Origin of the sequence: Mangrovimicrobium sediminis (assembly GCF_004745945.1) — a bacterium.
Classification (GTDB): domain Bacteria; phylum Pseudomonadota; class Gammaproteobacteria; order Pseudomonadales; family Halieaceae; genus Mangrovimicrobium; species Mangrovimicrobium sediminis.
Genome location: NZ_SRLE01000002.1, coordinates 267473 through 280232 on the forward strand (window position 1 = coordinate 267473; position 12760 = coordinate 280232).

Genomic DNA, 12760 nt, shown 5'->3' on the forward strand with positions numbered 1-12760 from the left:
TCATGGAGTGACGGGTGCAGGATCATGAGACGAGCCAATCGAATACGCGATGGATGGGTGCACCCACTGGTACTCGCTCTGGCCCTGACCCTGGCGGGTTGCAAGGTGGAGGTGGCGGTGCCTCCCGGCGGCCAGGTGATCACGGAATCGGGCGCCCACAGCTGTGCGCGGGAGCGAATCTGTAGTATCGACGTGGTCGACCAGTACTTCGCGGAGACCTTTATCGCCGTCCCTCACGCCAACAACAGCTTCCTCGGCTGGGCCGCCGGCGACAACGCGCTGTGCGGCAACTCGCGCAAGCCCTGCACCCTGGTGACCGCCGGCTTTGCCGACCAGCCGGAACTCATGGCGCTGCTCGAGTCCGACGCCGTGTTCACCCTGACCCCGCGCTTCCTGGTCAACCCGCGGCTGGGGCGCGGCGACCTGCGCGACGATGGCCGGGCACTGCCGGCGGTGGGCAATTACAACCTGCTGGGCTCGCTGGGCCTGGACGCGGATGCTCCCGCCGAGCGCCTGCTGACCGCTGCCGACATCGACCTGCGCTTCGACGCAAGTGGTGAGCTGCTCTCCCTGTCCGGTAGCGCCGTCCTCCCCGAGCAGGTCACCGATTACATCGGCATTCTCTCCACCACCCGTGCCCAGGTCGGCACCTACACCGGCGCCGAGATCAACGCCATCGAGGATATCCGCATCCGCCTGATCGACGAGCGCCAGTACCTGTTGTTCTACCTGTCCAGCGGCGTGCAGATGGAGGTGGGCGACCGCGCCGGTGGCTCCGCGGTAGTGAACGTGCAGCCGCCGCTGGGTGGCAGCGTGGTGTTCATCCTCGACCCGGTGGACGAGATGCTCTACCGCTTCGGCAGCTTCCTCGGCGAGGTGCGCGGCGAGGCGGAGTCCGACCAGGGCCTGCTACCCTTTGTGCCGCTGGCGGGCCTGCCCGGACCGATTCCGTTCTACGCGCACCGCTACCAGACCGGGGAGAAGTCGGTCGGCATCAAGGTGTTCGACGTGCTGAACTTCAGCGGTGATTTCCTGGTCCGCGAACCGAGCTTCGCGGATATAGACCTCGCCGACCCGTTCAACTCCGAGGTCGGCTACTTCGCCGGCTTCAACGGTCACGCCCAGGTCGCCTTCGGCATCCTCGGCGTCGGCCTGTTCGACTTCGACCTCGCCGAGGCCAGCGCCAACTACGACGTACAGCCGCTGCAGCCGGCGGAGAAACAACGCTTGTCGCTGTACGCGCGCATCGCACCCGACGTGTCTTGGCAGCCTGACTGGCTGCCGATCCTGCCGCAGACCGAACTGCAGGCCGCATTCACCGCGAACGCTGCGGGTGAGCTATCCGGCAAGTTCGCCGGCGGCTATCGTTCCTTCCTGCCCGAGGCGAGCCTGGAGGGCAAGCTGCGCTTCGACAACAGTTCGCTGACCCTGGAGGCCCGGGTCGCGGATGCGGACATGGACTTCCCGGTACAGGTCAGTTTCCGCGACGGCGAGACCCATGCCAGTGTGGGCCTTGATGAACCGATAGGCGGCTATGTGCGCGGGCGCATGAACGACGCCTTCGACGACGTCGACCGGCAGATCGCCGACGCGCGCAGCGAGCTCGAGGCGGCCGTCGCGGACTACGAGTTCGAACTCAGCCTGCGCGGCCTGCGCGAGGCGATACCGGGGATCACCAGTAACGCGATCAGCGCCCTGCAAGCGGTGCCCGACCAGGTGTATTCCAGCGTGCGCTCGCAGGTGCGCGACGAGATCAACAGGCGCCGCTACTGCGTGCTCGGCGTGTGCACACCCTCGGACAGCAAGCGCGACAGCATCGCCAGCAGTGCCGCAAGCAGCGCGCGCAGCCAGGCGCGCAGCGCTATCGCGCCCTATGTCGATGCGCTGGAGGAATTGCGCCGGCGCGCCGCGCAAGAGGATGACGACACGGTGCGCGCCGCCCTGCGCGAGGCGCTCTACGCGGTCTACGATCGTCGCCACATCGACTACACGGTGAAGGTCACAGTGAACGTGGACGTGGTGATCGCGACCATCTCGGTGAGCAAGAGCTACCGCATCAACCGCGACGTGATCAGTGCCGGCGACGCCGCGGACATCCTCGCCGCGGCGGACAACATCGAGCGCATTCCGGAAACCAGCGAGGAGGTAATCGCAGCGCAGGCAGTGGTCGACGCGTTGCCGCTGGAGGAGGCGGTCGACGCTGCCCGCCAGGAAGTCGCGCGCGGACTGGCGCAGATCCCGACCCTGTCCGCGGTGGGTTACAGCGTCGTCGATGGCCAGTATTCCGGTTTCGCACGCTTCGGCGATGGCAGCGAATACCGTGTCGACTTCAACGTGCTGGACCCGCTGGCGCTGGCCGCCGGTCTCAATCGCCTGGTCGTGGAGAGTATTGTCGAGCAGTGACGCGGGCGGCGGTCGCTGCGCCCGGGAGTCAGGCTTCCTGGCCGTCGCCGGCCAGCATGCCCTCGCGAAGAGCCACCTGCAGCAGTCCGCCCAGCGAGTGCACGTCGAGCTTGCGCATGAGGTTGGTGCGGTGGTTGTCCACGGTTTTCGCGCTGATATTAAAGCGCTCGGCGATCTCCTGGTTGCTGGCGCCGGCGACCACCTGCTGCATCACCTGGCGCTCGCGCGCGGTGAGCGCCGCCAGCGAGTCGGCGTCGCTGGCCAGTTGCAGGGCTTCCTCGCACACGTAGGTCTCGCCGCGCAGGATGCGCTCGAGGCCGGCGCGCAGTTCCTCCGCGGGGATGCTCTTGAGCAGCAGGCCGGGGAGTTCGCGTTGCAGCAGTTCGCGCAGCACGCCGCCGGAGCGCACGCCGGTAAACACCGCGACGCGGGTGGCGGGACTCCACTGCTGGATCTCGTCGATGATTTCCAGGCCGCCCACGTAGGGCATGGCGATGTCCAGCAGCAACAGGTCCGGCTGCTGTACCTTGACCACGGCGATGGCGTCGATGCCGTGTTCCGCCTCGCCCACCAGGTCGACCGCGGGGAACTGTGCGAGCATGTCGGCGAGGGCGCGGCGCACGATGGCGTGGTCGTCGGCGATAACCACACGCTGGGCTTGCATGGCGGAAACACCTCGCGCGGTGTAGGCTGGAAAGCCTCCAGTATAGCCGAGGGCTGACATGGCAGCGGTGGCGGTCAGGGCAATGCGCGTTCTGCTGTGGCTGGTGCTGGCAGGCGCCCTGCCGGCCCAGGCCCTGGAGCTGCAGGCGGACCGTCACTACCGCCAGGTGCACGGCGATTTCCTGTTCGAGCTCAACACGCTGCCGGTAGATACTCACCCGGCCCTGGTGCGCGAACGTGTCGCTGCGCAGTTTGCGCCGGTGCCGGGCCAGCAGCTCGACTTCGGCTTTACCGCGCGCACCGTCTGGCTGTTCCTGCCACTGAGCAACCACACCCGCCAGGCCTCGACCTGGGTACTGGCGCTGAATACGCGCTTCATGAACGACATCGCCGTCTACCAGTGGCGCTCCGGGCAGTGGCAGACGCTGATGCGCAATTCCGAGAACAGCGATTTCGGCGACCGCCCCCTCGACTACCGCCACCTCGCCGTGGACTTCGACCTGGACGCGGGGGAGGACAGCGAACTGCTGATCGGCTACACCTCGCGCGGCACCAGCTACCTGCCGGTGTCCATCGAGAGTGAACAGAGTTTCGCCGACATGCGCGAGCTGGCGGTGGCGCGCAGCGCGGGTTTCTATACCGCGGCGGCGCTGATGTTCCTTTACGGCCTGTTCCAGTGGCTGCTGCTGGGCAACCGCATCCACCTGCATTACATCCTCTACCTCGGTGCGGCGGTGCTCTACGTCTTCCACATGGATGGCCTCAGTTTCCAGTACCTGTGGCCGCAGCTGCCGGGCTGGAATGCGTTTGCCGCCCTGCCGCTGGGCCTGCTCATCAACGTCGCCGCTGCCAGCTTCTCGCGCCACTTCCTGCAGACCTGGCGCACCGCGCCGCGCTTCGACCGCGTGATCGTCGCCATCATGTGGGCCTGCGCGCTGGCCCTGTTGTGGGGAGTTTTGGTGGAAGACCAGCAGGTCAAGCGGGTGGGCTTCTGGCTCAGTAGCATCGGCGCCGCGGTGTACCTGGCCGCGGGGGTCAACGCCCTGCTCGGCGGCCAGCGTTTTGCGCGGTTCTATGTCGCCGGCTGGATCGGCATCTGCAGCGCCGCGGTGGTGTCGAGCCTGGTGCACAGCTTTCCCGGCGTGCTGCCGGTGGCGCTGGCCTTCGAGGTGACCAAGGCGGGCATCCTGTTCGATGCGCTGATGTTCGGCATGGCGATGGCGGACCAGGCCGCCGAGGTGCGCCGCCAGCGCGACGCGGCGCTGGAGCGCGAGATGCGCTCGCTGGCGGAACAGGCGCGCACCCGCAACGCGCTGCAGGCGGCGCAGGCCGGCCGTAACGATGCCCTGCGCCTGGCGCGGGAAAAGAGCCTGCAACTGGCCGGCGCCAGCCACGACATCCGCCAGCCGCTGGCGGCGTTGAAGGTCGCGCTGGCGCAGATGCCGGGCAGCGGTGGTTCCCCGGGGGATGCACTGGAGAGCGTCGCCTACCTCGACGCCCTGGTCAGCGGCTATCTCGATAACGCCCGCGCGGAGCACGCGGCGGCGCCATCGGCCCGCGAACTGCAGGAGCCGTTCCCGGTGCAACTGGTGCTCGACGCGGTGACACGCATGTTCAGTGCCGAGGCCGGCGACAAGGGCCTGCGCCTGCGCTGCCGGCCGTCGTCGGCACAGGTGGTGGGCGACCCGCTGGCCACGGTGCGCATCGTCAGCAACCTGGTCAAGAACGCCATTGCCCACACCGGCAGCGGCGGCGTGCTGATCGGCTGCCGGCGCTCACCGGGGCATTGCACGATCTGTGTCGCAGACAGCGGCGGCGGCATGGACCCGGCGCAGCGCGAGCGCCTGCAGCGCGCCTTCGAACAGGGCGACGAATCCCGCGAAGGACACGGGCTGGGCCTGCATATCGTCAACAGCCTGTGCCGGCGCGAGGGTTACGACTTCACCCTGGACAGCGTCGCCGGCGCCGGGGTCATCGCCCGGGTGCGCCTGGAGCTGGCCACGGGCCGGAATTTCCCGGGTTAGACCGCACCGCTGCGCTTGAGCGCCAGGTACTGCCCGGCCAGCGACTGGCTGAGCTGGTGCGGCAGGCAGTCCACCACCCAGGTGCCGGTCTCGCGCAACTGGCGGATCACCCGCTGCCGCTCGCGCAGGATGTCCACCGCCACGCTGTGGGCGAGGGCGTCCTCGAAGTGCTCGATGGGCGCTGTCGCACGCTCCTCCAGTTCGCGTTCGCGCAGGTTGGCCAGCACCACCGCGTGGCGCTCGCCGAGGATGCGCGTTGCGCTGCGCAGGTCCTCGGCGTCCTCGGCCTGGACGTTGGTCACCAGGATTACCAGGGCGCGCTTGCTGCGCCGCGCGCACAGGCGCTGGGTGGCCTCGATGAAGTCGGTGCCCTGGGTGGTCGCCTGCAGGTCGTAGAGGCCGTCGAGCAGCGGGTTGATGCCGTGGCGGTGCTTGCCCGGTTCCAGCCACAGTTCGCGGCCGGCGAAGGTGCACACGCCGACACCGTCACCCTCGCGCAGGGCGAACCAGGCGGTGAGCAGGATACTGTTGAGGGCATGGTCGAAATGGCTGAGGTGGCCGTCGCGGCCGTGCATGCGGCGGCCGCAGTCGAGCAGGAAGATGATGTCGCGGTCGTGCTCGTCCTGGTATTCGCGCGAGACCAGCTTGCACAGCCGCGAGCTGGCTTTCCAGTCCACCTGGCGCAGGATGTCTCCCTCGCGGAATTCACGCAGCTGCAGGAAGTCGGTGCCCTCGCCGCGGCGCCGCTGCAGGTGAATGCCGAGCATGCGCGCGCGCTCCTCGGCGCTGATTTCGCGCAGGTTGCCCGCGGCGAAAAAATCCGGGTAGACGCGCAGTGCGGCGTTGTCCTCGCGCTGCACACGCCGGCGCCACAACTGCCAGGGGCTGTCGATGAGCAACTCCGTGGCGGTGAAATGCAGCTCGCCGCGACGGGTGGGTTCCACCTGGTAATCGAATTCGAGCTCGCCGCCGGCGGGCAGGCTGAATGGCCGCGGCAGGTCGTGGACCGCGAGGTGTTCCGGGTAGTGGTCCACGGCCAGGCCGCTGACACGCCGGCCGCCGGGGTTGGCCAGGGCGATGCCGATGCGGTTGCGCCGGCCCAGGGCGAGGCTGCGCGGCAGCTGCCGGGCGCAGCTCACCGGCGCCTCGCGCAGCACGCGCCAGGCATCCACCAGCGCCGCGCCCGCGAGGCCGGCGGCGGCCGCCAGCCACAGCGGACCGGCGAGCGCGGCCCCGGGCCATTGCAGCAGGCGCAGCGCGGCCACTGCCAGGCCCAGGCCCAGCAGCCACCACAGTGCGCGCAGGCCCGCCGGACCCGGTTTCAAGCTGCGGGCCTCATGCGCGCGGCGCGTCCACGTCCTCGAGCAGGCGCTGCAGCACCTGGTCGGGTGTCTGCCCGTCGATCTCCGCATCCGCGGTGAGGATGATGCGGTGGCGCAGTACCGGCAGCGCCATGGCCTTGATGTCGTCGGGAACCACGAAGTCCTCGCCGCGCAGCAGTGCGCGGGCGCGGGCGGACTGCACCAGGCCGATGCTCGCCCTGGGGCTGGCGCCGACGCGGATGCCCGGGTGGCTGCGCGTGGCCCGCGCGATGCGCACCGCGTAGTCGACCAGCTGCGCGTCCACCAGTACCTCGGCGGCGCGCTGGCGCAGGGCGTCGATATCTGCCGGGCTCAGGCGGCCCGGTGCGTCGGTCCCGGGGATGTTGCGCTCGGTCTCGCCGCCGGTGACCTGGGTGGTGAGCAACACCTCCGCCGCCTCCGACGGGTAGTCGATCAGCACCTTGAGCAGGAAGCGGTCCAGCTGCGCCTCGGGTAGCGGGTAGGTGCCCTCCTGCTCGATCGGGTTCTGCGTGGCCAGTACCATGAACGGCGACTCGATGTGCAGCGACTCGCCCTCGATGGTCACCTGGCGCTCCTGCATGACCTCGAGCAGCGCCGCCTGGGTCTTGGCCGGCGCGCGGTTGACCTCGTCTGCCAGCAGCAGGTGGGTGAACACCGGTCCGCGACGCACGCGGAAACTGCCCTCGGCCATGTTGTAGATGGCGTGGCCGGTAATGTCCGCGGGCATCAGGTCCGGGGTGAACTGGATGCGCCGGTAGCTGCCGCTGAAACAGCCGGCCAGTGCGCGCACCAGCAGCGTCTTGCCCAGCCCCGGCACGCCCTCGAGCAGCACGTGTCCGCCGGCGAGCAGGGCGATGATCACCTGGTCCACCACCGCCTCCTGGCCCACCAGCACGTGATTGAGCGCGTCGCGCAGGCGGGCGCAGGCGGCGTCGCCGCTGCCTGGATGGTCTTCGGTCATAGGGCTTCTCCCAGTTGTTGCAGGAATCGGGCGCGCTCGGTAAAAGCGCCGGGGGTTTGTGGCGGCTCGCCGTACAGGGCGTCGCGGATGGCCGCCTCGGGCAAGGCGCTGTGCTGTGCTAGCAGGTCCAGTTGCTGTTGCGCCGGCAGCTGGTCGAGATGCGGGAACAGCCGTTGCGCCCGCTCCATGACCGCGGCCTCCAGCGGCTGCAGCAGCGCCTGCGCGGCGCCGTGCTGCCACTGGTAGTCGCCACTGGCGCGCAGGTGCTCGGCGATGCCGCGCAGCTCGATGACCGGCGGCTCCACCACCGGGCCGAAGCGGCGGCCCGCCGCCCACAGCGAGGCGACAAACAGGACCAGGGCAGCCACAGCGGCCTCGGGGAAGTGGCGCCACAGCAATTGCCACAGGCTGGGGGCGTGGGCGCCGTGGAACAGCAGGGTCTCTCCGTTTCCGTCGCTCAGCAGCCACAGCAGGTAGGCGTGGTCGTAGTCGCCGATCCTGCCGTTGGCGAAGGGGTCGGCCCCAGCCAGCAGCGAGAGCAGGCCGTCGCCCACCTCGAACTGCATGAAGTTGACGCCCTGCTCGCTGCCGGCGTAGTAGACCGGTTGTGGCACGGCTTCGTCCGGGGCGGCGTAATCGTCATACGCAGAATCCGGGAAATCCTCTTCCCATTCCTCTTCCAGGTGCTCTTCCCATTCTTCAGCCAACGCCGGGTGGAACAGTTGCGTGGCCTGGCCGAGATCGATGGTCAGCGTTTCCTCCACGCCCTCGAAGGTGAGTTCGCTGAGGTGCCCGGCGTGGGGGTCGACCTCCTCCTGCGCAGTGCTGTCGTCCTCCGCCGGCGCCTCGCCATCCAGTTGGGCGCGGATCTCCTCGTTGTACTGGCGCAGGGCCTCGGACAGGCTGGTCGGTTCCTCGGTGCTTTCTGCGCTCTCCCCGGTCTCTTCGCCCGTCGCCCCGGACGCTTCGTCCTCGACCTCGCAGCCGCAATAGGTGCCCTCCACGATGACGCCGAAATCATCCAGCAGCGGGTTGTCCTGCTCCCCCGCATTGACGCGCAGGACCAGGTGCCCGCCGTCGCGCATCCAGCGGGTGAGGCGCGCGGCCTGCGCCGAGGTCAGCACCTGGCCCGGCTGGCTCAGGTACACGGTGCCGCCGGCGGGCAGCGCCGCGTCCAGGGGCAGGCTGTCGCGGGTTGCCACTTGCGCGCCGAGGCGCTCGAGGAACTGGCGCGCGGCCAGGTGCGGGTTGATATAGGCCTCGATGGTCCAGCCGGTGTCATTCTCGACGCGTTTGGCCTCGAACAGTGCGAGGAAGGCGAACAGGAAAAACACCGCCGGCAGGGCAATCAGCAGGATCAGGCCGCGGTTACTCATGCCCGAACAACTCCCGCCACTGCCGGCACAGGTCGTCCACCCAGGCGCCGCTCGGCGCGACGTGGCCGTAGGCCAGGCGCATCCAGCCGCGGGTCATCTGGCCGAAGAACTGCGCTACCGGTGCCGGACTGCGGGCCGCAACCAGCTCGGCGCATTCGCGCTCGGTGAGGTCGTGGGTAAAGGGAATGTCGAAACGGTGCAGCAACTGTGACAGAGCGCCGCGATACAGCAGCGCCATCGCCGCGCGCTGCTCGCCGGCCTGCCACAGGGCCGCGACCTCGGCGGGCACGTCTACCGGCAGGCTTTCGCGGGTCACCGCCATACCGAACAGGCGCTCCGGTGGGGCGTCCGGCGCCGCGTCCGTGCGCGCGCGACCGGTCCAGCGGCCAATCGTTTCCCGGTAGCGCAGCGCCACGTACAGCAGCAGCGCGAGCAGCACGACAACCACGGCGAAGCGCAACAGCCAGGCCAGCAGTGCCAGCGGCTGGTCGAAGCCGGGCCAGTCCCAGTCGGGCCAGACCTTCTCCAGCGACTCGACAAGGAGGATCAGCCAGTTCGGGAAACTGCCCTCCGGGTCATCCTCACTGGCGTGTTTCCACTGCCAGCGCGTGGTAACAAGTACCTCGTGGAAGGCCTCGCCCGCCAGTACCGCATCGATCTCCTCGCGGGCGACCTCGGCGTCCACTTCCGCTACCGCCGACGCCTGTGTCGGGTCGGGTGGGGGCGCCTCCGCCAGTGTCTGCGGCGCGTGCAGGAACCCCGCCGCCAGCACGCCGACCAGCAGCAGGGCGGCCGCGCTGCGCGTTGCGGCCAGGCGCTGGGCCAGGTTGCGGAAGCTGACCTCGATGTCCCAGCCCTCCAGTTCTACGCGCCGGTTGAGGTACAGGGTGAAGCCCGCGGCGGTATAGAACGGCGCCACCAGGGCCATGCCCAGCAGTGACAGGGCGTTGAACAGCAGCGCGGTCTCGGTCTCCGCGGCGGCCTCCGCCAGCGAGATAAACTGCGAACTTTCGCCCGCGGGGAGCAGCAGGAAGCCGGTCATTATCGCGGCGAATACCATCAGGGTTTCCAGGTGCAGGCAGATCATGGTCAACCACAGAGCCTGGTTGCCGCTGGCCAACTGCAGCACGCGCAGCCGCCGTTCGCGCGGTTTGCCCTGCAGGCGCTCGAGCACGGTCACCGGCATGACGAAGGAGCGCAGGGGGTTGAAGCGCCGCCACAGCTGCCAGGGCAGCAGGTCGCAGCGGCAGATCTCGCGCCACTGCCGCAGGGCCTCGCGCAGGCCGGTGTCCTCGCCGAACACCCTGCGGCTCAGGATGTACAGCGGGAAGCGGTCGAACACCGGTTTCAGCCACCAGGTGAGCAGGATGGCGAACTGCGGGTACTTGTACAGCACCACGTGCAGCACGCAGAATACCAGCCCTGCGGGCAGCAGCCAGCTCAGGAACAGGGCGCGCCACCACAGCCGGGTGAGCGTAAAACCGAGGTCGATGGCGCTCCAGCCGCTGCGCTGGCGCACCGCAATGGCCAGTTCGTCAAGCTGCACGCCGGCCCCCCGTCGCCAGGTAGGCGATGACCAGGCACCACAGGACGCCGCCGACACCGATGCGCAGGCCGGCGGGCAGGCTGGTGCGCGAGGACCAGAACGCCTCGAGGGCCGCGGCGACCACCAGCATGGCGGCGGCGCCGTAGATGATTACCGCCGTCTCAGGTGCACATTGGCGCAAGGCACCGAGTCGGGATCGATTGCCCGGTAGCAGCAGGGCGCTGCCCAGGCGCAGGCCGGCCGCCCCGCTCAGCACAATGGCGGTGAGTTCGAAGGCGCCGTGACCGATGACAAAGGGATAGAACGTCACGGCGTAGCCGGCGCGGGTCAGGTGGCCCATCACGCCGCCGATGGCCAGGCCGTTGTAGACCAGGAAGAAGGCGCTGCCGGCGCCGAACAACAGCCCGGTGGCGAATGTGCGAAAGGCGATGCCGATGTTGTTGTAGATGTAGAAACCGAACATCTGCCAGTCGTCCTGGCTGTCGCGATCGCGCCCCACGCGCGCATTCGCCGGGTCGTACATGGCTTCGAACTCGCGCACCTGGGAGGCGCCGAAGAAGCTGTAGATTGCATCCTCGGTGAGCCAGGCGGCGAGGCCCAGGCCGAGCCCGGGCAGTATGAACAGCAGCGCCGCCGCCAGCACGAAGCGCCGGTTGCGCGCGACCGCGGCGGGGAAGTCGACCACGAAAAAGCGCAGCCACAGTCGCTGGTGCTTGCGGCTGGCGCCGTACAGCGCGAAGTAGCCGCGGCCGGCGAGGTCGTTGAGTCGCGCCACCAGCTCCGGCGTGTAGCGCCGCTGCTTGGCCAGGGCCAGGTGCGCGCAGACCTGCCGGTACACGGCGGGCAGCGAGGCGCCGTCCTGTGCGGGTGTGGCGAGCAGGCTCTCGCAGCGCTCCCACAGCGGCGCGTGGCGGCGTTCGAAGTCGGCCTGTTTCACGTCTCCCCCATCAAGCCCAGGCCCACGCCCTGCCAGTAGCGCACCGGGTCGTCCACAGTGCCCGGCAGCGCGGGCGCCAGCAGTTCGGCGAGCTCGCGCTGCCGCGCGCCGCTGAGGGTGTTGGCGCGGCAGGCAAAGTCGACCAGGGCGCGGGCCTCGTCGCGGTCCAGGGCCAGCGGCGCGGAGATGGCGCGCACCTCGGGCAGCGCCGCGGTCGGCGCCAGCGGTGTGTGGTATACCACCAGGCTGCCGGCGGCGAGATCGCCCAGGCGCTGGAAACGGCGCGTCATGCACATGCTCAGGGTCGCCAGCAGGTAGGTGCCGGGCAGGAAGTCCACGGTGCGCAACAGGTTGCGCACCAGCGAGGCGCTCCAGCGGATCGGCGAGAGGTCCAGGTGTACCACGCGCAGGCCGAGGGCGCGCTTGCCCGGGGTCTGGCCGTCGCGCAGCACTTCGAACAGCACCGGGTAGAACCAGTCGAGGGCGAACCAGCCGAGCATCAGCAGGCCGACCCCGACCCGGTCGAGAAACAGCGCCAGCAGGCCGAGCACCAGCATCACCAGGGCGCGGATGCCGAGGTCGATCAGGTAAGCCAGGCAGCGGCTGACGGGCCCGGCACACTCCACTTGCAGGTCGATGTTCTCGGGGGTGACGACCTTGTGCAGGGTGTCCAGTTCTACCGCCACGGCATCAGCTCGCCAGGGTTTCTTGCTCCAGGCCGAACATGTCGCGGTAGATGGTGCCGTAGGCGACGCAGATCAGCGGTACCAGCCAGATCAGCGCGATACCAAGGGTGAAGACGCTGAGCATACCCAGCACGCCGATCAGCAGCATCAGGCCGAACAGCTTGAACCATTGATGGTGCACGGTCTTGCGCGACGTCTCCAGCGCCTGCCACGGCGACATGCCCTTCTCCAGGGCCAGGGTCACGGCGAAGCTGTAACCGACGATCAGGTAGATGCCTGGCAGTACCAGCAGCAACAGGCCGACCAGCACCATGAACATCATCAGCAGGTAGGTGAGGAACGCCTTGCCCAGTTTGCCGATGTAGCGGAAGACGTCGGTCATGTTCACCGGCAGGCCGATGGAGATCTTCGCACCCATGACATAGAAGCCGGCAGTCATGGCGGCGGTGATTGCGTAGTAGATGAAGTCGATGGGCAGGGTGATCAGGCTCGCCCCCACACCGGGGCCTTCCTCGCTGGCGAACATGAACTGGATGGTGCCGGAGATCGCGATGTAGACCAGCACGACGACGAACGCCAGGCCGGAAGCGCCCAGCACAGTGCTCTTACGCCCCTTGATCGCGTCCCAGGCGCTGGACAGCACCTCGCCGATCCGCAGTTCGTAGTTGCCGGCGATGCCGTTCTCGACACTGCCGTACTCCCCCTCCACCCGCGGCTCGTAGAGCTCCGCTGCGGGTGCACTGTAACGATTTGCATCACTCATGCTGGCACTTCTCCCTGGCGCAATGTTGTTGTTGTCCGCGACATTCCGGCTCGCGGTG

The 12760-nt window shown here is 68.6% G+C and carries 10 protein-coding genes; 2 read left to right on the forward strand and 8 right to left on the reverse strand.

Features of this window, described 5'->3' with window-relative positions; translation table 11 throughout:
• Nucleotides 1-24: 24 nt before the first annotated feature.
• Nucleotides 25-2403, forward strand: coding sequence for a hypothetical protein (locus E4634_RS02815; RefSeq protein WP_135441068.1), 2379 nt, complete (start codon nt 25-27; stop codon nt 2401-2403).
• Nucleotides 2404-2431: 28 nt separating this feature from the next.
• Here the strand turns inward: E4634_RS02815 and E4634_RS02820 are convergent, their stop codons facing one another.
• Nucleotides 2432-3067 carry a LuxR C-terminal-related transcriptional regulator gene (locus E4634_RS02820; RefSeq protein ID WP_167854743.1) on the reverse strand — a complete coding sequence of 212 codons (636 nt, stop codon included), beginning with the start codon at nt 3065-3067 and terminating at the stop codon, nt 2432-2434.
• Between the two features lie 82 nt (nt 3068-3149).
• Here E4634_RS02820 and E4634_RS02825 point away from each other — a divergent pair, with 82 nt between their 5' ends.
• Nucleotides 3150-5090, forward strand: a complete 1941-nt coding sequence (locus tag E4634_RS02825; RefSeq protein WP_167854744.1) for a sensor histidine kinase — start codon at nt 3150-3152, stop codon at nt 5088-5090.
• On the opposite strand, the gene E4634_RS02830 is transcribed toward E4634_RS02825, so the two are convergent.
• From E4634_RS02830 to E4634_RS02860, 7 genes are read right to left on the reverse strand one after another with little or no spacing between them, the layout of a single operon-like run.
• Entirely contained in the window at nt 5087-6415 is a 1329-nt protein-coding gene (locus E4634_RS02830; RefSeq protein ID WP_135441071.1) for a DUF58 domain-containing protein, read from the reverse strand. The genes E4634_RS02825 and E4634_RS02830 overlap by 4 nt on opposite strands.
• Nucleotides 6416-6425: 10 nt before the next feature.
• Entirely contained in the window at nt 6426-7394 is a 969-nt protein-coding gene (locus E4634_RS02835) for an AAA family ATPase (protein ID WP_135441072.1), read from the reverse strand.
• Nucleotides 7391-8770 carry a DUF4350 domain-containing protein gene (locus tag E4634_RS02840; protein ID WP_135441073.1) on the reverse strand — a complete coding sequence of 460 codons (1380 nt, stop codon included), beginning with the start codon at nt 8768-8770 and terminating at the stop codon, nt 7391-7393. Before E4634_RS02840 ends, E4634_RS02835 begins: the two co-directional genes overlap by 4 nt.
• Nucleotides 8763-10316: a DUF4129 domain-containing protein gene (locus tag E4634_RS02845; RefSeq protein ID WP_135441074.1), complete on the reverse strand. Its 1554-nt coding sequence runs from the start codon at nt 10314-10316 to the stop codon at nt 8763-8765. The genes E4634_RS02840 and E4634_RS02845 overlap by 8 nt, the downstream gene beginning before the upstream one ends.
• Nucleotides 10306-11253 carry a stage II sporulation protein M gene (locus E4634_RS02850; RefSeq protein ID WP_135441075.1) on the reverse strand — a complete coding sequence of 316 codons (948 nt, stop codon included), beginning with the start codon at nt 11251-11253 and terminating at the stop codon, nt 10306-10308. Before E4634_RS02850 ends, E4634_RS02845 begins: the two co-directional genes overlap by 11 nt.
• On the reverse strand, nt 11250-11939 hold the full coding sequence (locus tag E4634_RS02855; RefSeq protein WP_135441076.1) for an RDD family protein: 690 nt from the start codon (nt 11937-11939) through the stop codon (nt 11250-11252). The genes E4634_RS02850 and E4634_RS02855 overlap by 4 nt, the downstream gene beginning before the upstream one ends.
• 4 nt (nt 11940-11943) lie before the next feature.
• A complete protein-coding gene (locus tag E4634_RS02860; protein ID WP_135441077.1) occupies nt 11944-12702 on the reverse strand; it encodes a DUF975 family protein in 759 nt (252 codons plus the stop codon).
• Nucleotides 12703-12760: the final 58 nt, after the last annotated feature.